The sequence below is a fragment of the Serratia grimesii genome (assembly GCF_900186025.1).
GTDB classification, from domain to species: Bacteria; Pseudomonadota; Gammaproteobacteria; order Enterobacterales; family Enterobacteriaceae; genus Serratia; species Serratia grimesii.
This window is the reverse complement of record NZ_LT883155.1, coordinates 15059-38076: the sequence shown is the minus strand read 5'-3', so window position 1 is coordinate 38076 and position 23018 is coordinate 15059. Positions and strand designations below refer to the sequence as shown.

Genomic DNA, 23018 nt, shown 5'->3' with positions numbered 1-23018 from the left:
TGAAGGACACTGACGCTGATGAACCAGGTTGACTGTATTTTGTTTGATTGTGACGGCACGCTGGTGGATAGCGAAGTGCTGTGCAGCAAAGCCTATGTGCACATGTTTGCTCACTACGGCATTCATCTTTCACTGGATGAAGTGTTCAAAAAATACAAAGGGGTGAAACTGTACGAAATCATCGAACAGGTTAATGCGGAGCACGGTGTCGCCTTGGCGAAGGAAGAACTAGAGCCTTTATACCGCCAGGAAGTCGCCCGTCTGTTTGACAGCGAACTGCAACAGATTGCCGGTGCGCGCGAGCTACTGGCACAGGTGACAGTACCAATATGTACCGTGTCTAACGGCCCGGTCAGCAAAATGCAGCACTCGCTCGGTCTGACCGACATGCTGCACTATTTTGATGACCGGTTGTTCAGTGGCTATGACATCCAGCGCTGGAAACCAGACCCGGCAATCGTATTCCACGCGGCAGAAAAAATGCAGGTGCCCGTAGAACGTTGCATCCTGGTGGACGACTCCGCCGCTGGCGCCCAGGCCGGGATCGCCGCCGGGATCCCGGTATTTTACTTCTGCGCCGATCCGCACAATAAGCCGATCAATCACCCATTGGTTACCGCATTCGACGATCTGACGCAGCTGCCCGCGCTGTGGCGTGAACGAGGTTGGCAGCTAACTGCTGATTAACTGGCCGGTAGCGGCGGTTTATTACGCCACCAGCGCCATGAGCGTTTCAGCGCTCGGGTCTGCGGGCTCAAGCGGCGGTTGACCGCATTGGCCAGCAGATCCAACGCCAGACAAAACACGAAGTACACCAATGCGACAAACAAGAACACCTCCATCGGGTACACCATACTGCGGTTATTAACCTGGGTCGCCAGGAAAGTCAGTTCGCCGACACCGACGATATAAGCCAGGGAGGTGTCTTTGATCAACGAAATCCATTGGTTGATAAACGACGGCACCATCATGCGCAGTGCCTGCGGGAGTACGATCATACGCAGCGTTTGCCAACGGGTCAGCCCTAACGACAAACCGGCTTGCCACTGCCCTGCACCGATAGCGACGATGCCGGCCTTCACCGCATGGGCCAAATACGCGGAGGCGATCAACGCAAGTGCGCATACCACGGTGGTGATTTCCGGGATATCGACGCCAAACACCATCGGCAATAAAAAATAGGTCCAGAAAATCAGCATGATCACAGGAATGGCGCGAAAGAAACCCAACACCGCCGCCAGCAAGCCAGCCGCCACACCGCGCGACATTGCCAGTGCCACGCCCAGCAACGTACCGAGAATGGCCGAGGCCACACCAGCCATCAGGCTGATCGCCAGCGTCAGCGCCGCACCACCCAACGGCCCGTCAGGCCAGGTTCCCCACAGCAAATAGCTCAGGTTGTCATGAATAATGCTGAAATCCATTTTAATGCCCCCTCAGCGGCTTGCGTTGCTGTCGCCACATTCCCCAGCCTTCCAGCAACGCAATGATGGCGATATACAGCACCGTTGCCACACCAAATGCCTGGAAGGTACGCAGTGTCTCGGTTTCCACCTGGCGCGAAGCATAAGACAGTTCAGCCACGCCGATCGCCATCGTCAATGAGGAGTTCTTTATCACGTTCATATACTGGCCCAGCAGCGGAGGCATGGCGATTTTCAGTGCCTGCGGCAGCACCACATGGCGCATGGCCTGCCAGCCAGTTAATCCCAGCGCATTGGCCGCATATTTTTGCCCACTGGCAACACCACGAATACCGGAGCGGATCTCTTCGGCTATGAAGGCGCTGGAATACAATGTCAGGCCAAAGAAACCGGCAAGAAACTCAAACGACGGCCACTCAAGCGGACCAATTTGATGTGAAGTGTTAAGCCATTGCATGGTGGCTGAAGGCAGGATCTGCCCGGCGGCGAAATACCAGAAAAAGAGCTGTACCAGCAGCGGTGTATTGCGAAATAACGAACTGTAGCCCATCGCCAGCCATCGCAACGGACGTAGGTGGCTGTCACGCATCGTAGTCAGTAAAAAGCCCAACAACGTGGCGGCCAGGCTCGCACAGGCGGAAAGCCATAGCGTCAACAGAAACCCCTGCCACAGCCAGCTTAGGTATTGCGGCGCCAGCAGCCAGTCCAGATTCATGGTCAATCCTTGTCTTACAAAATGCGTCAGGGGCGCAGCACGCTGCGCCCCTACAAACAGATCTCAGCCTCGCCAGAATCAGGCCTTTGGCTGTTGATCCAAAGGCGCGATTTTAAAATCACCGCGCGGCTGGGCCGATTTGGTTTCCGGGCCGAACCAGCGATCGTAAATCTTCACCGCCTCACCGTCTTTTTCCAGCGCGATCAGCGTGTCGTTGACAGTGGCAGTCAGGCGATCTTCACCTTTAGGGATCCCCACCCCTTGATATTCTTTGGTGATGCTGAACGGCGAGATTTCGAAGTCCGCTTTCTGCGCTGCCGGCAGGTTACCGAGCAAGCCGACCAGCTTGGCGTCATCTTGGGTGATCGCCTGCACGTTGCCGTTACGCAGTGCTACGAACGCCAGCGGAGTGTCATCGTAAGAGATCACTTTGGCCGTCGGATAATGCTCACGCAGAGTGATTTCCTGCACTGTCCCCTTGTCTGCGCCGATGCGCAGTTTTTTGATATCTTCCGGGGTTTTCAACACGCCTTTATGGGCAATAAATTTTTGGCCTGTCGCGAAATAGGGCACGCTGAAGTTCACTTCCTTCGCACGCTCATCAGTAATGGTAAAGTTGGCAGCAATCAAATCGACTTTTTTCGAGACCAATAAAGGAATGCGGTTAGCTGGATTGGTTGCTCGCAGTTCCACCTTTACACCCAGCGCTTTACCGATCGCATCAGCCACATCAACGTCATAACCCACCAGCTTTTTAGTTTGCGGATCGATATAACCGAATGGTGGATTACTGTCGAACACCGCGATACGCACTACACCGGCTTTCTTGATGTCGTCGAGTTTGTCCGCATGTGCGGCACCGGTAGCGAGGCTAGTCAGGCTGGCTAACAAAGTTAAGGCCAAAACGCGATGTTTCATGGGAAGCTCCTAAGGGGTTGATGTCCTGCTGGTTGCTAAGCTAGCAAGACCCACTTAGGTCAGGAAATAATATAAAAAGCTATATTTATAACCATTTTGTATTTAAGGGCTTTAAACAGCATAAAGGCGCAGTTTCCTGCGCCTTTAAGGGGTAACTCGTGGGAAGAATTACTCTTTTTTCTCTTCTTTACCGTCGGAGGACAACAGTTTTTCCAGAGCATCACCACCAATATGGCGGAAGTCCTGACCTTTCACGAAGTAGAAGATGAATTCGCAAATATTCTGGCAACGATCACCGATACGCTCGATAGAACGTGCGCAGAACAAGGCAGTCAACACGCTTGGAATAGTGCGTGTGTCTTCCATCATGTAGGTCATTAACTGACGCACAATGCCTTCGTATTCCTGATCGACTTTTCTGTCTTCGCGGTAAATTCGGATCGCTTCATCCAGATCCATACGAGCAAAGGCATCCAGCACATCATGCAACATCTGCACGGTGTGGCGGCCCAGCGACTCCAGGCTGACCAACAGCGGCTGGTGCTGGTGCGAGAATTTCTCCAGTGCTGTGCGGCAGATTTTGTCTGCCACATCACCGATACGCTCCAGTTCAGAAATGGTTTTGATGATCGCCATTACCAAACGCAGGTCGCTGGCGGTCGGCTGGCGTTTGGCAATAATCCTTACGCAGGCTTCGTCGATCGCCACTTCCATCATATTGACCTTGGCATCACCTTCGATCACGCGTTTGGCCAGCTCACCGTCCTGATTGTGCATCGCGGTAATGGCATCGGTCAGTTGTTGTTCCACCAGCCCACCCATGGTCAATACCTGGGTGCGGATGTGCTCAAGTTCTGCGTTAAACTGGCCGGAAATATGTTTATTTAAATTCAGGTTATCCATGATGCATCCTATCAACCATAACGGCCAGTGATGTAGTCTTCGGTCTGTTTTTTCTGTGGCGCGGTGAACAGGGTGTCAGTATCACTGAACTCGATCAGTTCGCCCAGATACATAAATGCCGTGGAGTCAGAACAACGCGCGGCCTGCTGCATATTGTGGGTTACGATCACCACGGTGTAGTCAGACTTCAGTTCGCTGATCAGCTCTTCGATTTTACCGGTGGAAATCGGATCCAGTGCCGAGCAGGGCTCATCCAGCAATAAAACGTCCGGACGAATAGCGATGCCGCGGGCGATACACAGGCGCTGTTGTTGGCCGCCTGACAGGCTATAACCGCTCTGGTGCAGTTTGTCCTTGGTCTCGTTCCATAACGCTGCCTTGGTCAAGGCCCACTGCACACGCTCATCCATATCGGCGCGAGACAGTTTTTCAAACAGACGCACACCAAAGGCGATATTGTCGTAAATCGACATCGGGAACGGCGTCGGTTTCTGGAACACCATGCCAACCTTGGCACGCAGCAAGGCGATATCCGAGTTATCCGTCAGAATATTTTGCCCATCCAGCAGAATGCCGCCTTCAGCACGCTGCTCGGGGTACAACTGATACATCTTGTTGAAGGTGCGCAGCAGGGTAGATTTGCCGCAGCCGGACGGACCGATAAACGCGGTGACCTTGTTCTTGGCGATATCCAGCGTGATGTTTTTCAGCGCATGGAATTTGCCATAGTAGAAGTTCAGATCGCGTACCTGAATTTTGCTGCTGGAAGCGTCAGTAACCATACTCATCAAGACTTCTCTCTTTTCATCAGCGCCGCCATGGCAGCGCTCAAAATTTTATGAATGCTTTTGCTTGGCGAAAACCACACGGGCCAAGATATTCAGTAGCAGTACACACAGGGTAATCAACAGTACCCCTGCCCAGGCCAGTTCTTGCCATTCGGCAAACGGGCTCATGGCGAATTTGAAAATAGTCACCGGTAAGTTGGCGATCGGCTGCATCAGGTCTGTGCTCCAGAACTGATTCGACAGCGAGGTAAACAGCAATGGTGCTGTTTCCCCGGCAATACGCGCTATCGCCAGCAACACGCCGGTGATGATGCCAGATACCGACGCTTTCAACGTGATGGCAGAAATCATGCGCCATTTCGGTGTACCCAGCGCGTAAGCGGCCTCACGCAGCGTATCCGGTACCAACTTCAGCATATTCTCGGTGGTTCGAATCACGATCGGCACCTGCAACAACGCCAGCGCGATAATCCCAGCCCAGCCGGAGAAGTGCTGCATCTTCGCCACCACGATGGTGTACACGAACAGGCCCACAACGATCGACGGTGCTGATAACAGAATGTCGTTAATAAACCGGATAACTTCTGCCAGCCAGGATTTACGGCCGTATTCCGCCAGGTAAATGCCAGCCATAATGCCCAACGGCGTACCAAACACGGTAGCCCACAGGATCAGCAGACCGCTACCGGCGATGGCGTTAGCCAGACCACCGCCCGCAGTGTTCGGTGGCGGCGTCATTTCGGTGAACAACGCCAGCGACATGCCATCAATGCCTTTGGTGACGGTAGAGAACAGGATCCACACCAGCCAGAACAGGCCAAAGACCATGGTCGCCATCGACATGAACAGCGCCAGCCGGTTCTTCTGACGGCGCCATGCCTGCATTTTGCGGCGGCTTTCTAACAGCGCCTGGTCGTTTTGCATTTCCATAGTCGCCACGTTAGCGTCCCTCATTCTTGGCCAGACGCATCACCATCAACTTCGACAGCGCCAGGACGATAAAGGTGATAACAAACAGGATCAGCCCCAGCTCCATCAGCGCTGCGGTGTGCACCCCTGATTCTGCTTCAGCGAATTCGTTGGCCAGTGCCGAGGTGATACTGTTACCCGGCATATACAGTGAAGCACTGTCGAGCTGGTAGGTATTACCGATGATAAAGGTCACCGCCATGGTTTCACCCAGCGCACGGCCCAACCCGAGCATCACGCCACCAATCACACCATTCTTGGTAAATGGCAGCACGATACGCCAGATCACTTCCCAGGTTGTGCAGCCGATGCCGTAGGCCGATTCTTTCATCATCACTGGGGTTTGTTCGAACACGTCGCGCATAACCGCGGCGATGTAAGGAATAATCATAATCGCCAGGATCACCCCAGCAGCCAGAATACCGATACCAAATGCCGGGCCAGAGAACAGCTCACCGACAATAGGAATACCCGACAGCACGTCGCCGACCGGGGTCTGGAAATATTTGGCAAACAGCGGGGCAAACACAAACAGGCCCCACATGCCGTACACAATACTCGGGATTGCCGCCAGCAATTCAATGGCGATACCCAGCGGGCGTCTCAACCAGTTAGGTGCCAGCTCGGTCAGGAACAACGCAATACCAAAGCTGACAGGCACGGCGATAATCAGAGCAATCAGCGAGGTGACGACAGTACCGTAGATGGGCACCAGTGCACCGAATTGCTCAGCAGGTGCATCCCACTCTTTGGTCCACAGGAAGGAGAAGCCGAATTTCTGCATGCTCGGCCAGGAGGCAAAGATCAGTGAAACAATAATGCCGCCCAGCAACAATAGGGTAATCAGCGCTGCCAGTTTTACCAGCGCGCTGAAGATAACGTCACCATTTTTACTCGGTGCTTTAATGGTCGGCTTGTACTCAGCCATAGATCACTCTCTGTTTTAACCCTGGCAGGCCCAACATGGGTTAGACCCTGAAAACTGAGTGGGGCGCGCTTAAACACGCGCCCCTGCGTTGTTAGTACAGCGCTTTACCTGAACTGTCTTTTACGTTGGTTTTCCATGCTGCACGCACCTGCTCGATAACTTCTTTCGGCAGAGTGGCGTAATCCAGGTCATTAGCCTGCTTGGCACCAGTTTTGTACGCCCAGTCAAAGAACTTCAGGACTTCAGTGCCCTGAGCCGGGTTTTTCTGCTCTTTGTGCACCAGGATGAAGGTGGTGGAGGTGATTGGCCAAGCGTTATCGCCTTTCTGGTTAGTCAGATCCTGAGCGAAGGTTTTGCTCCAATCCACACCTTTAGCGGCAGCACTGAAGCTCTCTTCTGTCGGGCTAACGGCTTTGCCATCAGCAGAAATCAGCTTGGTGTAAGCCAGGTTGTTCTGCTTAGCGTAAGCGTATTCTACGTAGCCGATAGAGCCTGGCAGACGTTGTACGAAGGCTGCGATGCCGTCGTTACCCTTGCCGCCCAGACCCGTTGGCCAGTTAACGGTAGAGCCTGCGCCGATTTTCTCTTTCCACTGTGCATTCGCTTTAGACAGGTAGCTGGTGAACACGAACGAGGTGCCTGAACCGTCAGCACGACGGACAACGGCAATGTTCTGATCCGGCAGCTTAACGCCTGGGTTCAGTTTGGTGATCGCCGGGTCGTTCCATTTCTTCACGTTACCCAGGTAGATATCACCCAGGGTTTTGCCGTCCAGGGTCAGTTCACCGGATTTGATACCCGGGATGTTAACCGCCAGTACAACGCCACCGATCACGGTAGGGAACTGGAACAGACCATCAGCAGCCAGTTTTTCGTCAGTCAACGGCGCATCAGAAGCACCAAAGTCAACGGTGTTGGCAACGATTTGCTTCACGCCGCCAGAAGAGCCGATGCCTTGATAGTTAACTTTGTTGCCAGTTTCTTTCTGATAAGAATCTGCCCACTTGGCATAAACCGGAGCGGGGAATGTCGCACCTGCACCGGTCAGGCTAGCAGCAGCGAACGCGGACACGGCGGTCAGGGAGAAAGTCGCTGCCACAATACTGGCGACGGTGGTACGCATCAGTTTCATAATCCCTCCTAATGGGATATTCAAAAATCGACTTCAAATCGTTTTCATCAGAGTAAGTATTGCTGCAGGAGGGAAAATAGGACAGTTTGGTGACAGTAAAATGTACGAAATATGACAGTTATATTACAACACAAGAGACAACACGGTAATTAAATATAAATCAGTCAGTTAAAGACAAAAACACACAATAATTAATCAATAAAAAAACACGTCCTATCTCATCTATCCGCTTGAATATGACAACTTTTATCCCTGCTGTCGCACCATTGTCATATTTTATCCAACCATGAAAAAAGCCGGCGCAGTGACCGGCTTTTAGAGGTTAACAGCAGCGAGTTACTCTACTGTGACAGACTTTGCCAGGTTACGCGGCTGGTCAACGTCGGTGCCTTTGATCAGCGCCACGTGGTAAGACAGCAGCTGCAACGGCACGGTGTAGAAGATCGGTGCCACGATTTCTTCGACGTGCGGCAACGGGATGATGGTCATGCCTTCGCTACTGACGAAACCGGCATCCTGATCGGCGAACACGTACAGCTGGCCGCCGCGTGCGCGCACTTCCTCAATGTTGGACTTCAGCTTTTCCAGCAGTTCGTTATTTGGCGCGACCACGATCACTGGCATATCAGCGTCGATCAATGCCAGCGGCCCGTGTTTCAGCTCACCGGCGGCATAGGCCTCTGCGTGTATATAGGAGATTTCTTTCAGCTTCAGTGCGCCTTCCATCGCGATCGGGTACTGATCGCCACGGCCAAGGAACAGGGCATGATGCTTGTCGGAGAAACCTTCCGCCAACGCTTCAATGTTCTTATCCATCGACAGCATCTGTTCGATACGTGCCGGCAACGCCTGCAAGCCATGTACGATGTCATGCTCAACGCTTTCTGCCATGCCTTTCAGACGGCCCAAACGTGCCACCAGCATCAACAACACCGCAAGCTGGGTGGTGAAGGCTTTGGTAGAGGCAACACCGATTTCAGTACCGGCTTTGGTCATCAGTGCCAGATCGGACTCACGCACCAGTGAAGAACCGGCCACGTTACACACTGCCAACGACCCGAGGTAACCCAGCTCCTTCGACAAGCGCAGTGCCGCCAGTGTATCTGCGGTTTCACCGGACTGCGATAGCGTGATGATCAGGCTGCCTGGACGTACGGCAGACTTGCGGTAACGGAATTCGGATGCAATTTCGACATCGCAAGGGACGCCGGCCAGGGATTCGAACCAATAACGTGCAACCATGCCGGAATGGTAAGACGTACCACAGGCGATAATTTGCACGTGCTGAACCTTCGCTAGCAGTTCGTCGGCACGCGGGCCCAGCTCGCTTAGGTTGATTTGGCCATGGCTGAAACGCCCTTCAAGGGTGTTCTTCAGCGCCAGTGGCTGTTCGTAGATCTCTTTTTGCATGTAGTGACGGTAAGCGCCTTTATCACCAGCATCGTACTGCACCTGGGATTCGATCTCAGGACGCTCAACGGCGTTACCCTGCTTATCGAAAATGCTCACGGTGCGACGGGTCATTTCCACCACATCACCTTCTTCCAGGAAGATAAAGCGACGGGTTACCGGCAACAGTGCCAGTTGATCGGAAGCCAGGAAGTTCTCACCCACGCCACGGCCGATAACCAACGGGCTGCCGGAGCGCGCTGCCACCAGCACGCTGGGATCACGGCTGTCCATCACCACGGTGCCGTATGCGCCACGCAGCTGAGGGATCACTCGCTGAACCACTTCCAGCAAAGTGCCACCCTGACGCTGCTCCCAATGCACCAGGTGAGCAATCACCTCGGTGTCAGTTTCAGAACTGAAGTGATAACCACGTTCAATCAGCAGTTCACGCAGCGGTTCGTGGTTTTCGATGATGCCGTTATGCACCACCGTAATGTAATCAGAAACATGCGGGTGCGCGTTAGCTTCGGTAGGTTCACCGTGCGTTGCCCAGCGGGTGTGAGCAATACCGGTGCCCCCATGCAATTCATGTTGTTCCGCGGCTTCGGCCAGTTTATTCACTTTGCCTACGCGGCGTAAACGGTTGACGTTGCCTTCCGCATCCACCACCGCCAAACCGGCTGAGTCGTAGCCACGGTATTCAAGGCGGCGTAACCCTTCCAACAGAATCTCTGCAATATCACGTTGCGCTACTGCGCCTACAATTCCACACATCAGTTGTATTCCTAATTAAACGCCTTTCTGGGCGCTTTCGATGTCTTGACCTGATTTTGCCGGTTTTTACCGTGCGTCCCCGAGCCTGTAGAGAATGGGGATTATTATGTTTTGTATTGGGCTCTACATTGGAGCGCAATACAAAACATATTCTTTTACTGCCTGCTTCCGCCCAATAGATTTCGGGTTGCAGCTAGGCGGTAAATGTCAGAATCCCCAGGAGCTTACTCAAGTAAGTGACTGGGGTTCTGTCGTGAAGCCAACAACGCTGCAGCTCGAAAGACGAAGGGCTATATCTTTTTCACCGGACGTTGCCAGCCCTGGATATGTACCTGTTTGACGCGGCTCAGTACCAGTTCGTCCTCGCCGATATCACGTGTCACCGTAGTGCCTGCGGCGATGGTGGAACCTTTGCCAACAGACACTGGCGCCACCAGTTGAGTGTCGGAACCGACAAACACGCCGTCGCCGATAATGGTTTTATGCTTATTGGCGCCATCATAGTTACAGGTGATGGTACCAGCACCAATATTCACATCATCGCCAATCTCGGCATCGCCCAGATAACTGAGATGGCCCGCTTTCGAACCTTTGCCCAAACGCGCCTTTTTCATTTCGACGAAGTTGCCAACATGGGCACCCACCGCCAGCTCAGCCCCAGGACGCAAACGAGCAAAAGGACCCACGGTGCATTGCGCTGCCAGCACGGCATCTTCCAACACGCTATACGGGCTGATTTCGCAGTCATCGCCGATCACGCAGTTTTTCAACACGCAGCCGGCACCGATTTTCACCCGATCCCCGAGCTTGACCGTGCCTTCAATAATGACGTTGGCATCAATAGAGATGTCGCGACCGTGCACAAGTTCCCCGCGCAGGTCAAAACGCGCCGGATCCAGCAGCATTACGCCGGCCAACAGCAATTTTTCAGACTGTTCTGCCTGATAGATGCGCTCAAGCCGAGACAGTTGCAGACGGTTATTCACGCCTTCCACTTCACTCAGACGTGACGGATGCACGGCTTCAATTTTCTTGCCGTCGGCATGGGCCAGCGCAATGATATCGGTGATGTAGAATTCACCCTGTGCGTTGTCGTTATTCAGCATCCCCAGCCAACGCTTGAGATCGCGGCCGTTGGCCACCAGGATACCGGTGTTGATTTCATTGATTTGTCGCTGGGCTTCGTTGGCATCTTTATGCTCAACAATCCCCACCACCTGGTCATTCTCACGCACGATACGACCGTAACCGCTTGGATCAGCCAGCTTCACTGTCAGCAGGCCAATGCCGCCCTGTGGCTTCGCGGCCATCAGACGCTGCAAAGTATCGACAGAAATCAGCGGGACGTCGCCGTACAGCATCAGCACGTCTTCATCATCGGCAAAATGCGGGGCTGCTTGCTGCATGGCATGGCCGGTACCCAATTGCTCGGCCTGCAGCACCCAGTTAAGTGCACCGTCGGTCAGGGTGTTTTTCAGCAAGTCGCCGCCATGGCCGTACACCAGATGGACGTTTTTCGCGCCCAGTTTCATCGCGGCATCAATGACGTGCTGCACCATCGGCTTGCCGGCCAACGGATGTAACACCTTGGGAAGATCGGAATACATGCGTGTTCCCTTGCCCGCGGCGAGGATCACCACACTCATTGCGCTGTTCGACATAAGCAACCTGATAACTCCATTTTAATAGACGAAAGTAGAACCCTTTAGTGACGATATTACTACATATTTCTCTGCACGAACCCAGCTCAGGCCTTGGGGCACTAAGCGCGCCGAAGTTAACGCCTCAGTAACCCGACTGTGGGGATAACTGTCGGCGATCGGCGACATTTCCAGCCACTATTAAAGGTTATACCTCACAATGCCTGCCAGGCTGATACGCTTATTTTAAAACAAAAAAAAAGCGACCCAATAGGCCGCTTTCTTAATTTTGGCTGCGTTATGCACGCGCCAAAATATTACATCGATCTTCTGGTGAGCTCGATAACGCGCAGTTTTGCGATCGCTTTCGCCAGTTCTGCAGATGCCTGAGCATAGTCGACATCGCCATGAGAGCTACTGATATGTTCTTCAGCTTTACGCTTAGCTTCCAGCGCTCTCGCTTCGTCGAGGTCCGTTCCACGGATAGCAGTGTCAGCCAGCACGGTGACCACGCTCGGTTGTACCTCAAGGATACCGCCGGACAGGTAGATGAACTCTTCTTCACCGTGTTGTTTAACAATACGCACCATGCCAGGCTTGATGGCAGTCAGCAGCGGCGCATGACCAGGGAAAATCCCCAGTTCGCCTTCGCTACCTGTCACCTGGATCTTTTGCACCAGGCCGGAAAACATATGTTTTTCCGCGCTGACTACATCCAGATGGTAAGTCATAGCCATATCACCCTCCTCTCAAGACGTTACAGTTTCTTGGCTTTTTCCACTGCTTCTTCAATGGTGCCAACCATGTAGAACGCTTGTTCAGGCAGGTGGTCATAGTCGCCGTCCATAATGCCTTTGAAACCACGGATGGTGTCTTTCAGCGATACGAACTTGCCCGGAGAACCGGTGAAGACTTCTGCCACGAAGAACGGCTGAGACAGGAAGCGTTGGATTTTACGCGCACGGGATACGACCAGTTTGTCTTCTTCAGACAGCTCGTCCATACCCAGGATTGCGATAATATCTTTCAGTTCCTGATAGCGTTGCAGAATAGACTGCACGCCACGCGCTACATCGTAGTGCTCCTGGCCAACTACCAGCGGATCCAACTGACGGCTGGTGGAATCCAGCGGGTCAACGGCCGGGTAGATACCCAGAGAAGCGATATTACGGCTCAGTACCACAGTTGCATCCAAGTGAGCAAAGGTGGTGGCTGGTGACGGGTCAGTCAAGTCATCCGCAGGGACGTAAACGGCCTGTACGGAGGTGATAGAACCAGTCTTGGTAGAGGTGATACGTTCTTGCAGAACACCCATCTCTTCCGCCAGCGTTGGCTGATAACCTACCGCCGATGGCATACGGCCCAGAAGTGCGGACACTTCGGTACCGGCCAGGGTATAACGGTAGATGTTATCAACGAACAGCAGAACGTCACGGCCTTCGTCACGGAATTTCTCAGCCATGGTCAGACCGGTCAGAGCAACGCGCAGACGGTTACCCGGTGGCTCGTTCATCTGGCCGTAAACCAGGGATACTTTGTCCAGTACGTTGGAGTCATTCATTTCGTGGTAGAAGTCGTTACCCTCACGAGTACGCTCACCCACGCCCGCAAACACAGAATAACCGGAGTGCTCGATCGCGATGTTACGGATCAGCTCCATCATGTTTACGGTTTTACCAACACCCGCACCACCGAACAGACCGACTTTACCACCCTTGGCGAACGGGCAGATCAGGTCCATTACCTTGATACCGGTTTCCAGCAGATCCTGGGAGTTGGCCAAATCTTCGTAGCTTGGCGCCGGACGGTGAATCGCCCAACGTTCTTCTTCGCCGATATCGCCCTTCATGTCGATTGGTTCACCCAATACGTTCATGATACGGCCCAGAGTAGCTTTACCTACCGGTACTTCAATTGGGTGGTCCAGGTCTGTGACTTTCAGACCGCGACGCAGACCATCAGAGGTCCCCATTGCGATACAGCGAACCACGCCACCGCCCAACTGTTGCTGAACTTCCAGCACCAGCTTATTGGCACCGTTTTCTACCTCAAGAGCGTTGTACACTTTTGGTACGGCATCCTGAGGGAACTCGACGTCCACTACGGCGCCGATTACCTGGATAATCTTTCCAGTAGCCATCTTGAATCCTCTACGTAATTCGTAAACCTAGCTTAAACCGCGGAGGCTCCCGAAACGATCTCGGTGAGTTCCTGAGTGATGCTGGCCTGACGAGCCTTGTTGTATACCAACTGCAGCTCTTTGATCAGGCTACCGCCGTTATCGGTTGCGGCTTTCATCGCTACCATTCGTGCGGCCTGCTCGCTGGCCAGGTTTTCCACGACGCCCTGATAAACCTGAGATTCCACATAGCGACGCAGCAAGGTATCAAGCAGCACTTTTGGATCGGGTTCATACAGGTAATCCCAAGATTTTTTCTTCAGCTCACCGTCTTCGGCAGGCGGCAACGGCAGCAGCTGAACGATCTGTGGTTCTTGGGACATCGTATTGATAAATTTGTTACTGACAATGTACAGCTTGTCCAAACGACCTTCGTCGTAGGCTTGCAGCATCACTTTCACCGGTCCGATCAGCTCCGACAGGGAAGGGTTATCCCCCATGCCGGTGACCTGGGCAACCACGTTGCCACCCACGGAACCAAAGAAAGAAGCGGCTTTAGAGCCAATCAGTGCCAAATCTGTTTCGACACCTTTTTCGGACCAGCCTTTCATCTCTGCCAGCAGCCGCTTGAACAGGTTAATGTTCAAGCCACCACAGAGACCACGGTCAGTAGACACCACCAGATACCCGACGCGCTTAACATCACGCTCATCCAGGTACGGGTGCTTATATTCCAGATTACCCAACGCAAGGTGACCAATCACTTTGCGCATGGTCTCTGCATAAGGACGGCTGGCCGCCATGCGTTCCTGCGATTTACGCATTTTGGAGGCGGCGACCATTTCCATCGCTTTAGTGATCTTTTGCGTGTTTTGCACGCTCGCGATCTTACTACGTATCTCTTTTGCGCCGGCCATGTCTGCTTCTCCTCATTGCCAGACGGCCTGCTGTCTTTCAACTGCAGGCCGCTGAGCGTTACCAGGACTGGGTTTTCTTGAAGGTCTCGAGGATGCCTTTCAGCTTGCCCTCGATCTCATCGTTGAAATTGCCAGTTTGGTTGATGTGGTTCAGCAACTCGGCATGCTCGCGATCTGCGTAAGCAACCAGCGCGGCTTCGAAGCTCACGACTTTCGCGACTTCAACGTCGTTCAGGAAGCCACGTTCTGCGGCAAACAGCACCAGAGACTGTTGTGCGACGGACATCGGCGCATACTGTTTCTGTTTCAGCAGCTCGGTCACTTTCTGACCGTGGCTCAGCTGTTTGCGGGTCGCATCATCCAGATCGGAAGCGAACTGAGAGAACGCAGCCAGTTCACGATACTGTGCCAGCGCGGTACGAATACCACCGGACAGTTTTTTCATGATCTTGGTTTGCGCTGCACCGCCCACACGGGATACGGAGATACCCGGGTTAACTGCCGGACGAATACCAGAGTTAAACAGGTTGGATTCCAGGAAGATCTGACCATCGGTAATCGAGATTACGTTGGTCGGAACGAACGCGGAAACGTCACCCGCCTGGGTTTCAATGATTGGCAGAGCAGTCAGTGAACCGGTTTGGCCTTTGACTTCACCTTTGGTGAAGGCTTCAACGTATTCGGCGTTAACACGCGCAGCACGCTCCAGCAAACGGGAGTGGAGATAGAATACGTCGCCTGGGTAAGCTTCACGACCTGGTGGACGACGAAGCAGCAGGGAGATCTGACGGTAAGCAACGGCCTGTTTGGACAGGTCATCATAAACAATCAGCGCATCTTCACCGCGGTCACGGAAGTATTCACCCATCGCACAACCAGCATACGGAGCCAGGTATTGCAATGCAGCGGATTCAGACGCGGTTGCAACCACAACGATGGTGTTTGCCAGTGCACCGTGTTCTTCCAGCTTGCGCACCACGTTAGCGATGGTGGACGCTTTCTGGCCGATAGCCACGTAAACACATTTGATGCCTGAATCGCGTTGGTTGATGATCGCATCGATCGCCAGCGCAGTTTTACCTGTCTGACGGTCACCGATCACCAGCTCACGCTGGCCACGGCCGATTGGGATCATGGCGTCAACAGATTTGTAGCCAGTTTGAACCGGCTGATCTACAGACTGACGCTCGATAACACCAGGGGCAATAGCTTCAACCGGGGAGAAACCGTCGTTATCAACCGGGCCTTTACCATCGATAGGTGCACCCAGGGTGTTAACTACACGGCCCAGCAGGCCACGGCCAACCGGAACTTCCAGAATACGGCCAGTACATTTTACCTTCATGCCTTCGGCCAGATCCGCGTACGGACCCATAACCACGGCACCTACGGAGTCGCGCTCCAGGTTCAATGCGATTGCGTAACGGTTGCCTGGCAGTGCGATCATTTCGCCCTGCATAACTTCGGCCAGACCGTGTACGCGGATGATCCCGTCACTGACGGAAACAATAGTACCTTCATTGTGAGCTTCGCTCACCACATTGAACTGAGCAATGCGCTGCTTGATCAGTTCGCTGATTTCGGTGGAATTCAGTTGCATGCTCCAGTCCCCTTAAGACTGCAAGACGTCTGTCAGGCGTTCAAGACGACCGCGAACGCTGCCATCAATCACCATATCGCCAGCACGGATAATTACGCCGGCCAGTACAGACTTGTCAATTTTGCAATTCAGCTTAACTTTGCGTGACAGACGTTTTTCCATCGCAGCGGCAATATTTGCCTGCTGTTTGTCGCTCAGTGCGCTCGCAGAGAGCACGTCGACTTCGACGGTGGATTCCAGCAAGGCGCGCAGTTCGGTGAACTGCTGCAGCACGGCAGGAAGAACCAGTAAACGTCCATTTTCGGCCATTACACGGATAAAGTTCTGGCCATGTTCGTCGAGTTGATCGCCACAAACCGCGATGAACGTCTTGGACAGCGTCTCTGGCGCGATAGCGCCAGACAGCAGTTCAGAAATCTGTTCATTGCGAGTGACATCAGCAGCAAACGCCAGCATATCCTGCCAGCGCTCTACGCTTTGATGCTCAACGGCAAAGTCAAAAGCTGCTTTGGCGTAGGGGCGAGCTACAGTTACAAATTCAGACATCAGCCCCTCCCTCCTTACAGTTCAGCGACCAGTTTATCAACGATGTCGCTGTTAGCAGCTTCATCCACGGAACGTTCGATGATCTTCTCGGCGCCGGCAATTGCCAGCATCGCGACTTGCTTACGCAACTCTTCACGAGCGCGCTTACGTTCGGCTTCGATCTCAGCCTGAGCCTGCGCCACGATTTTGTTACGTTCCTGCTCGGCTTCGGCTTTCGCTTCATCCATGATCTGAGCTTTGCGTTTGTTTGCTTGCTCGATGATCACCTGAGCTTCTGCTTTAGCAGTTTTCAGCTGGTCGGTCGCATTGGCTTGCGCTAAGTCCAAATCTTTTTTGGCACGTTCTGCAGAAGCGAGACCGTCAGCAATTTCTCCCTGACGCTTCTCGATGGCTGCCATAATCGGCGGCCATACGTACTTCATACAGAACCAGACAAACAGAACGAACGCGATGGCCTGGCCGAGGATTGTTGCGTTAAGATTCACAGCACAATGCCTCTTTAAAAGTTAATAGTGTGGTTTCAGTGTAGAGAAATTCTCTACTTACGCGACAGCAAACATCACGTACAGACCCAGACCAACAGCGATCATCGGGATGGCGTCAACCAGACCCATAACGATAAAGAACTGTGTACGCAGCAGAGGAATCAGGTCAGGCTGACGTGCAGCGCCTTCCAAGAATTTACCACCCAGGATGCCGATACCGATCGCAGCACCGATTGCCGCTAAACCCATCATCACAGCGGCAGCCATGTACAGCAGATCCATACTCAGGTTTTCCATGACAGTCTCCAGTTTGTTTCAGTTTAAAAGTGCAAGTGTTTTAAGAAAATCAGTGCTCTTCAGATGCCATCGAAAGATAGACAATCGTCAGAACCATGAAAATAAAGGCTTGAAGCGTAATGATCAGTATGTGGAAAATGGCCCAAGGCACATTCAGTAGCCACTGTGACCACCACGGCAACAAACCGGCAATCAGGATGAAGATCAACTCACCCGCATACATGTTGCCGAACAGTCGCAGGCCCAGTGAAACAGGCTTGGACAGCAGGCTGACACCTTCAAGAATCAGGTTGATTGGAATGAATAACGGATGGTTGAACGGCTGCATGGTTAACTCTTTAACGAACCCACCAATGCCTTTCATTTTGATGCTATAGAACAGAATCAGGATAAATACGCCCAACGCCATCGACAGCGTAATACTTACGTCTGCGGTAGGAACAACACGCAATGCCGGCAAACCAAACACATGTTCGCCAATAAACGGCAGCAGATCGATTGGCAGCAGATCCATCATGTTCATCAGGAATACCCAGACAAACACGGTCAGCGCCAGCGGAGCAATAACCTTGCTCTTGCCGTGATACATATCACGAACGCTACTGTCGACGAAGCCCATGATGAGTTCGACGGCAGTTTGAAGTTTCCCCGGTACACCGCTGGTGGCTGTATTTGCTACTTTCTTGAAGATAAACAAGAACAGCGCGCCCAACACCACAGAGAAGAACAATGAGTCAATGTTCAACGTCCAGAATGTCGGGTTACCAGAGTGTGGTTCAACTAACTGAAAAGTACGCAGATCCAACTGAAGGTTATTCAGATGGTGGCTGATATAGTCCTTTGCAGTCCCATTTTCTCCAGATGCAGACATGATGCCTCTTACCCTTTTAGTTAAGTTCGGTAACTGTTAATCACGGCCGGTGCCACTATCTGCACCACTAACACCGCTAAATAGGTCAGGCCAAGCGGTATAAACGCCGCTTTAAACACCCCAAGCGCCACGATCAACAAAACTATGGTGATCAAGACCTTCAATCCCTCGCCGATGGCGAACGACCAGGCAACCCGACCGGGTGCCGGCGTCTGCGCCTGATGGCGCAAGGCAAACAGCATAAACATGGTACTCGGCAACCAGGCAGCGAGACCGCCTGCCAGTGCCGAACCGCTCCATTCCAGGCTTTTTAGGCCGAAAGCAGCGCTGATCAGAACAAAAGTCATTAACTGCAGAAACAGCAATTTGCGAGCAACTTTTCCGCTGTAAAGGGACACAGACATGACGTTTGTTCTCTCCGTACCCCAGAGTGGGTATGCTGAGTGACGTATAAAACTGTCTTTGCTGCTCTGAGTCAAGCTGCAAAAAACGAGCAAATTATACGGGGCATACCAACGAATTCAATCGATAAGTAGCGAAAAGGTGAACAATTATTTAAATTTCCCCATTTGAGGCTATTTTCACAAGAAAACAGTCGGAATAATAGGGCTCATTTAATTGTCTGATTATTCCAGTGTTACAGTAAGAAACGTGGTACTGCTCACAATAATACCTATTTCTGATTTATATCCCATCAAAAGTAAAAGCGTCTTTAGCAAATTGGGCGATCAAAAAGATATTATAAATCAAAATATTACAAGTTAACTGTTCAAAAACAACCCGTATACCTGATAAAAACCTTTTATTGACAGCTTCGGGGATAATATTACAACAGACAATTAACATTAGCAGCAAAGCAGGATCCTTCACTTATCGTTGCTAACGTAACTATTACGATCTGCAATTACCTCATTGTCGCTAATTGCCAGCTATTTTTGTGTTAATAAAAAGTAAATTAACTAAAAAAACCACCATTTAATTAGCCTGCTTATCTTACCTATTGCCACTATCTTTTAATTCACGCTTATTTGATCAAAAACAAACTCAGTTTGCCTTAAGGATGACCAAATGGCGTTCACCTTCAAGTTCCGGTACCTGCAGACGCACCACTGATTCCAGTTGAATGCCTTCTGGCAACTGTGCCAGTTCTTCGTCCGGACGCACCCCTTTCAGCGCATAGAAACGCCCCTGCCCTTTTGCCGGCAGATGGTGACACCAGGACAGCATATCTTGCAGAGAAGCAAAGGCACGGCTGATAACACCGTCAAACGGCGGCTCAGCGGGGAAGTCTTCGACACGACTTTGCACCGGCTCAATATTGGTCAGGCCAAGCTCATGTTGCACCTGACGCAAGAAGCGCACGCGCTTGCCCAAACTATCGAGTAAGGTGAAGTGAGCATCAGGACGAACGATCGCCAGCGGAATGCCTGGTAAGCCAGGTCCGGTGCCAACGTCGATGAAACGAGAACCTTGGAGATGTGGATTTACCACAATGCTGTCGAGAATATGACGTACCAGCATTTGCTGCGGATCGCGTACTGAAGTGAGGTTGTAAGCTTTGTTCCACTTGTCCAACATACCAACATAACCCAGCAACTGCTGTTTTTGCTGATCGGGAAGCGCAATGCCTGCTGCTGACAGCAGCGAGTCTAATTTTTTCTGCACAACGTGTCCTCTGACAGACGCGGAACGGCAAGCCGATTAGGGCTGGCCAAGAAGGCGACTATGATAATTCAGGGTTGGGATGATGTCAGCGCTCGTTTGTTTATCAAGTAAACAAACGAGCGCCTAAAAGCAGGATTTATGCGCTGCGGCGCAGCAGTCCCTGCTTTTTCAGCCAAATCAGTAGAATTGAGATCGCCGCAGGGGTAATGCCAGAGATACGTGAAGCCTGGCCGATCGAGTTCGGCTTATGGTCATTCAGTTTGGCAATCACTTCATTCGACAGACCGGAAACTTGCTGATAATCGAGATCCAACGGCAGCACCGTGTTTTCATTGCGCTGTTGTTTTTCGATCTCTTCCTGCTGACGAGCAATGTAACCTTCGTATTTTACCTGGATCTCAACTTGCTCAGCCGCTTGGACATCAGCCAGCGGTGGTGCGAATGCCGCGACAGAGGTCAGTTGTGTGTAATCCATTTCTGGACGACGTAGCAGCTCTTCACCATTGGCTTCACGTGATAACGGTGCCTTTAGCAGTGCGTTGACCTGATCGACGTTCTCAGCATGCGGATGCATCCAAATATCGCGCAGGCGTTGCCGTTCTTGTTCGATACGCTCGAGTTTTTCGCTAAAGCGTGCCCAACGGGTATCGTCAACCAAGCCCAGCTCGCGGCCTTTTTCGGTCAGACGAAGATCAGCATTGTCTTCACGTAACATCAGGCGATATTCGGCACGTGAAGTGAACATGCGGTACGGCTCTTTGGTACCCAGCGTGCTGAGATCGTCCACCAAAACGCCAAGGTAAGCTTGATCGCGGCGTGGTGACCAACCTTCATCTTCGTTGGCATAACGACCAGCATTCAGACCTGCCAACAAGCCTTGTGCAGCAGCCTCTTCATACCCGGTGGTACCGTTAATCTGGCCAGCGAAGAACAGACCCTGGATAAATTTGCTTTCCAGCGTAGGTTTCAGATCGCGTGGATCGAAGAAATCATACTCGATGGCATAGCCTGGTCGAATGATTCGGGCATTTTGCATCCCTTCCATCGAGCGGACGATCTGCATCTGTACGTCAAACGGCAAACTGGTGGAAATGCCGTTTGGATAAATCTCATTGCTGGTCAGGCCTTCCGGTTCGAGGAAGATCTGGTGTGCGTTACGATCGGCAAAACGCATCACTTTGTCTTCGATCGACGGGCAGTAACGTGGACCGATCCCTTCGATGATCCCGGCATACATCGGGCTGCGATCGAGGTTATTGCGGATCACATCATGCGTTTTTTCGTTGGTATAGGTGATGTAGCACGCCATTTGTTCTGGGTGCTGTTCAGCATTGCCCATAAACGAGAATACGGGGATTGGGGTGTCACCGTGTTGCGATGCCAATACGCTGAAATCGATAGTCCGGGCATCGATACGTGGAGGTGTGCCGGTTTTTAGACGATTAACACGCAAAGGTAATTCGCGCAGACGTTGTGACAATGAGATCGACGGAGGATCGCCGGCCCGACCACCGCTGTAGTTTTCCAGGCCAATGTGGATCTTGCCGTCCAGGAAGGTCCCTACGGTCAGTACCACCGCTTTGGCGCGGAATTTCAGCCCCATTTGGGTTACAGCACCGACAACGCGATCGTTCTCCACAATCAGATCTTCAACGGGCTGCTGGAAGATCATCAGGTTTGGTTGGTTTTCCAGGGCAGTGCGTACCGCTTGGCGATAGAGCACACGGTCTGCCTGAGCACGAGTAGCTCGTACCGCAGGGCCTTTGCTGGCGTTTAGTATCCTAAACTGGATACCTGCATGATCGATCGCAGTTGCCATTAGGCCGCCAAGTGCATCAATTTCCTTAACCAGATGCCCCTTACCAATACCGCCAATCGCCGGGTTGCAAGACATTTGCCCCAGCGTATCGATATTGTGAGTCAGTAATAAAGTCTGACGTCCCATACGTGCCGCAGCCATAGCGGCTTCGGTACCGGCATGGCCACCACCGATGATGATGACGTCAAATTGCTCTGGATAAAACATGGAACTGCACCTCGTCGTATTGCGAACGATCGTTGTTTGCCCTGGGGTGGAGGATTCTACTCAAGTTTAGTCGATCGACCAAGTGGTCAGGATCCTTGAGTAATTAAAAGAAGATCTTTTTATTTAAAGATCTCTTTATTAGATCTCTTATTAGGATCGCGATCTTCTGTGGATAAGTGGTTATTCGTGATTGAGATCAGCGAATTAAGGAGGATCGTTAGCTGTGAATGATCGGTGATCCTATTGCTTATAAGCTGGGATCTAAATGGCATGTTATACACAGGACAAAAAGCGACCTACGGTTGTTATTGGGATAACTACTGGTTTTACCCTGCTTTTAAGCTTAGTTATCCACAATCGTTCGGGTGATCTTTGAACAAATTAGAGTAAATTAATCCAATTTTTCACCCATTCCTCTGCTGGATCCTCAGGAATTTCGTGTTCAGTCACGTCGATCTCAAGCCGATCACCGATCCTTTTCGCGCCACGAGCGATCAGAAGATCGTCGATCCGTTGGATCGCACCACAGAAAGTATCGTATTCAGAGCTACCCAAACCGACCGCACCGAACTGCACCTGGGATAAGTCAGGAAGCTGTTCTTCTATTTGTTCCAGCAGCGGTTGCAGGTTATCCGGTAAATCACCAGCGCCGTGGGTAGAAGACACCACCAGCCAACGCCCGGACAGGGTCAGTTCATCTAATTCAGGGCCATGCAGAGTCTCAGTCGTAAAACCCGCCGCTTCCAGCTTTTCAGCCAGGTGCTCGGCTACGTATTCAGCACTACCAAGGGTACTGCCACTGATCAGAGTAATGTCTGCCATGAAATGAATGATCCCAACCTTCTCAAAGTGGCAGCATTGTACGCTGTGAATCGGCTGGGATCTACCTGTGGATAATATGGGTATAGT

General features: G+C 52.1%; 23 protein-coding genes. 1 reads left to right on the top strand and 22 read right to left on the bottom strand.

Annotation, left to right across the window (positions count from 1 at the left end; all coding sequences use genetic code 11):
- Positions 1-18: 18 nt before the first annotated feature.
- Positions 19-687, top strand: coding sequence for a 6-phosphogluconate phosphatase (gene yieH, locus SGBXF1_RS00180; RefSeq protein WP_037421219.1), 669 nt, complete (start codon positions 19-21; stop codon positions 685-687).
- Here yieH and SGBXF1_RS00175 read toward each other — a convergent pair.
- From SGBXF1_RS00175 to mioC, 22 genes are all read right to left on the bottom strand, one after another.
- Positions 684-1424, bottom strand: coding sequence for an amino acid ABC transporter permease (locus SGBXF1_RS00175; protein WP_037421221.1), 741 nt, complete (start codon positions 1422-1424; stop codon positions 684-686). The two genes, yieH and SGBXF1_RS00175, sit on opposite strands and share 4 nt — an antisense overlap.
- Position 1425: 1 nt before the next feature.
- Entirely contained in the window at positions 1426-2139 is a 714-nt protein-coding gene (locus SGBXF1_RS00170; protein ID WP_037421224.1) for an amino acid ABC transporter permease, read from the bottom strand.
- A gap of 78 nt (positions 2140-2217) precedes the next feature.
- Complete coding sequence (locus SGBXF1_RS00165) at positions 2218-3057, bottom strand: ABC transporter substrate-binding protein (RefSeq protein ID WP_061808245.1); 840 nt, start codon at positions 3055-3057, stop codon at positions 2218-2220.
- A gap of 168 nt (positions 3058-3225) precedes the next feature.
- Entirely contained in the window at positions 3226-3960 is a 735-nt protein-coding gene (gene phoU, locus SGBXF1_RS00160) for a phosphate signaling complex protein PhoU (RefSeq protein ID WP_037421229.1), read from the bottom strand.
- 11 nt (positions 3961-3971) lie between these two features.
- Complete coding sequence (pstB, locus tag SGBXF1_RS00155; protein ID WP_369804765.1) at positions 3972-4742, bottom strand: phosphate ABC transporter ATP-binding protein PstB; 771 nt, start codon at positions 4740-4742, stop codon at positions 3972-3974.
- Between the two features lie 54 nt (positions 4743-4796).
- A complete protein-coding gene (pstA, locus tag SGBXF1_RS00150; protein WP_370452820.1) occupies positions 4797-5678 on the bottom strand; it encodes a phosphate ABC transporter permease PstA in 882 nt (293 codons plus the stop codon).
- A gap of 10 nt (positions 5679-5688) precedes the next feature.
- Positions 5689-6645, bottom strand: a complete 957-nt coding sequence (gene pstC, locus SGBXF1_RS00145) for a phosphate ABC transporter permease PstC (protein ID WP_037421236.1) — start codon at positions 6643-6645, stop codon at positions 5689-5691.
- Between the two features lie 91 nt (positions 6646-6736).
- Positions 6737-7777, bottom strand: coding sequence for a phosphate ABC transporter substrate-binding protein PstS (gene pstS, locus SGBXF1_RS00140; protein WP_037421239.1), 1041 nt, complete (start codon positions 7775-7777; stop codon positions 6737-6739).
- 336 nt (positions 7778-8113) lie between these two features.
- The gene (glmS, locus tag SGBXF1_RS00135) at positions 8114-9943 is read right to left on the bottom strand and encodes a glutamine--fructose-6-phosphate transaminase (isomerizing) (RefSeq protein ID WP_037421242.1); all 1830 of its coding nucleotides are present in this window, start codon (positions 9941-9943) and stop codon (positions 8114-8116) included.
- 290 nt (positions 9944-10233) lie between these two features.
- A complete protein-coding gene (gene glmU, locus SGBXF1_RS00130) occupies positions 10234-11604 on the bottom strand; it encodes a bifunctional UDP-N-acetylglucosamine diphosphorylase/glucosamine-1-phosphate N-acetyltransferase GlmU (RefSeq protein ID WP_186427636.1) in 1371 nt (456 codons plus the stop codon).
- Between the two features lie 296 nt (positions 11605-11900).
- Complete coding sequence (locus SGBXF1_RS00125) at positions 11901-12320, bottom strand: F0F1 ATP synthase subunit epsilon (protein ID WP_004950490.1); 420 nt, start codon at positions 12318-12320, stop codon at positions 11901-11903.
- Between the two features lie 20 nt (positions 12321-12340).
- Complete coding sequence (gene atpD / locus SGBXF1_RS00120) at positions 12341-13723, bottom strand: F0F1 ATP synthase subunit beta (protein ID WP_012004485.1); 1383 nt, start codon at positions 13721-13723, stop codon at positions 12341-12343.
- Positions 13724-13755: 32 nt separating this feature from the next.
- Complete coding sequence (atpG, locus tag SGBXF1_RS00115; protein ID WP_012004484.1) at positions 13756-14619, bottom strand: F0F1 ATP synthase subunit gamma; 864 nt, start codon at positions 14617-14619, stop codon at positions 13756-13758.
- Positions 14620-14677: 58 nt separating this feature from the next.
- Positions 14678-16219 carry a F0F1 ATP synthase subunit alpha gene (atpA, locus tag SGBXF1_RS00110; protein WP_012004483.1) on the bottom strand — a complete coding sequence of 514 codons (1542 nt, stop codon included), beginning with the start codon at positions 16217-16219 and terminating at the stop codon, positions 14678-14680.
- A gap of 12 nt (positions 16220-16231) precedes the next feature.
- A complete protein-coding gene (gene atpH / locus SGBXF1_RS00105; protein ID WP_037421248.1) occupies positions 16232-16765 on the bottom strand; it encodes a F0F1 ATP synthase subunit delta in 534 nt (177 codons plus the stop codon).
- Positions 16766-16779: 14 nt separating this feature from the next.
- Positions 16780-17250 carry a F0F1 ATP synthase subunit B gene (gene atpF, locus SGBXF1_RS00100; RefSeq protein ID WP_004950476.1) on the bottom strand — a complete coding sequence of 157 codons (471 nt, stop codon included), beginning with the start codon at positions 17248-17250 and terminating at the stop codon, positions 16780-16782.
- 57 nt (positions 17251-17307) lie between these two features.
- Complete coding sequence (gene atpE / locus SGBXF1_RS00095) at positions 17308-17547, bottom strand: F0F1 ATP synthase subunit C (RefSeq protein WP_004093904.1); 240 nt, start codon at positions 17545-17547, stop codon at positions 17308-17310.
- A 49-nt stretch (positions 17548-17596) separates the two neighbouring features.
- Positions 17597-18418, bottom strand: a complete 822-nt coding sequence (gene atpB, locus SGBXF1_RS00090) for a F0F1 ATP synthase subunit A (RefSeq protein WP_037421251.1) — start codon at positions 18416-18418, stop codon at positions 17597-17599.
- Positions 18419-18438: 20 nt separating this feature from the next.
- Positions 18439-18822: a F0F1 ATP synthase subunit I gene (gene atpI, locus SGBXF1_RS00085; protein ID WP_037421253.1), complete on the bottom strand. Its 384-nt coding sequence runs from the start codon at positions 18820-18822 to the stop codon at positions 18439-18441.
- Positions 18823-19462: 640 nt separating this feature from the next.
- Positions 19463-20083: a 16S rRNA (guanine(527)-N(7))-methyltransferase RsmG gene (gene rsmG, locus SGBXF1_RS00080; RefSeq protein WP_037421256.1), complete on the bottom strand. Its 621-nt coding sequence runs from the start codon at positions 20081-20083 to the stop codon at positions 19463-19465.
- Positions 20084-20219: 136 nt separating this feature from the next.
- A complete protein-coding gene (gene mnmG, locus SGBXF1_RS00075) occupies positions 20220-22109 on the bottom strand; it encodes a tRNA uridine-5-carboxymethylaminomethyl(34) synthesis enzyme MnmG (RefSeq protein WP_186427635.1) in 1890 nt (629 codons plus the stop codon).
- A 381-nt stretch (positions 22110-22490) separates the two neighbouring features.
- Positions 22491-22931, bottom strand: a complete 441-nt coding sequence (gene mioC, locus SGBXF1_RS00070) for an FMN-binding protein MioC (protein ID WP_012147574.1) — start codon at positions 22929-22931, stop codon at positions 22491-22493.
- Positions 22932-23018: the final 87 nt, after the last annotated feature.

What these genes read in the sequence shown, in the direction of transcription:
- yieH (WP_037421219.1), top strand. Translation starts at nt 19, where the DNA reads ATGAACCAGGTTGACTGTATTTTGTTTGATTGTGACGGCACGCTGGTG.
- SGBXF1_RS00175 (WP_037421221.1), bottom strand. Translation starts at nt 1,424, where the DNA reads ATGGATTTCAGCATTATTCATGACAACCTGAGCTATTTGCTGTGGGGA.
- SGBXF1_RS00170 (WP_037421224.1), bottom strand. Translation starts at nt 2,139, where the DNA reads ATGAATCTGGACTGGCTGCTGGCGCCGCAATACCTAAGCTGGCTGTGG.
- SGBXF1_RS00165 (WP_061808245.1), bottom strand. Translation starts at nt 3,057, where the DNA reads ATGAAACATCGCGTTTTGGCCTTAACTTTGTTAGCCAGCCTGACTAGC.
- phoU (WP_037421229.1), bottom strand. Translation starts at nt 3,960, where the DNA reads ATGGATAACCTGAATTTAAATAAACATATTTCCGGCCAGTTTAACGCA.
- pstB (WP_369804765.1), bottom strand. Translation starts at nt 4,742, where the DNA reads ATGGTTACTGACGCTTCCAGCAGCAAAATTCAGGTACGCGATCTGAAC.
- pstA (WP_370452820.1), bottom strand. Translation starts at nt 5,678, where the DNA reads ATGGAAATGCAAAACGACCAGGCGCTGTTAGAAAGCCGCCGCAAAATG.
- pstC (WP_037421236.1), bottom strand. Translation starts at nt 6,645, where the DNA reads ATGGCTGAGTACAAGCCGACCATTAAAGCACCGAGTAAAAATGGTGAC.
- pstS (WP_037421239.1), bottom strand. Translation starts at nt 7,777, where the DNA reads ATGAAACTGATGCGTACCACCGTCGCCAGTATTGTGGCAGCGACTTTC.
- glmS (WP_037421242.1), bottom strand. Translation starts at nt 9,943, where the DNA reads ATGTGTGGAATTGTAGGCGCAGTAGCGCAACGTGATATTGCAGAGATT.
- glmU (WP_186427636.1), bottom strand. Translation starts at nt 11,604, where the DNA reads ATGTCGAACAGCGCAATGAGTGTGGTGATCCTCGCCGCGGGCAAGGGA.
- SGBXF1_RS00125 (WP_004950490.1), bottom strand. Translation starts at nt 12,320, where the DNA reads ATGGCTATGACTTACCATCTGGATGTAGTCAGCGCGGAAAAACATATG.
- atpD (WP_012004485.1), bottom strand. Translation starts at nt 13,723, where the DNA reads ATGGCTACTGGAAAGATTATCCAGGTAATCGGCGCCGTAGTGGACGTC.
- atpG (WP_012004484.1), bottom strand. Translation starts at nt 14,619, where the DNA reads ATGGCCGGCGCAAAAGAGATACGTAGTAAGATCGCGAGCGTGCAAAAC.
- atpA (WP_012004483.1), bottom strand. Translation starts at nt 16,219, where the DNA reads ATGCAACTGAATTCCACCGAAATCAGCGAACTGATCAAGCAGCGCATT.
- atpH (WP_037421248.1), bottom strand. Translation starts at nt 16,765, where the DNA reads ATGTCTGAATTTGTAACTGTAGCTCGCCCCTACGCCAAAGCAGCTTTT.
- atpE (WP_004093904.1), bottom strand. Translation starts at nt 17,547, where the DNA reads ATGGAAAACCTGAGTATGGATCTGCTGTACATGGCTGCCGCTGTGATG.
- atpB (WP_037421251.1), bottom strand. Translation starts at nt 18,418, where the DNA reads ATGTCTGCATCTGGAGAAAATGGGACTGCAAAGGACTATATCAGCCAC.
- atpI (WP_037421253.1), bottom strand. Translation starts at nt 18,822, where the DNA reads ATGTCTGTGTCCCTTTACAGCGGAAAAGTTGCTCGCAAATTGCTGTTT.
- mnmG (WP_186427635.1), bottom strand. Translation starts at nt 22,109, where the DNA reads ATGTTTTATCCAGAGCAATTTGACGTCATCATCATCGGTGGTGGCCAT.
- mioC (WP_012147574.1), bottom strand. Translation starts at nt 22,931, where the DNA reads ATGGCAGACATTACTCTGATCAGTGGCAGTACCCTTGGTAGTGCTGAA.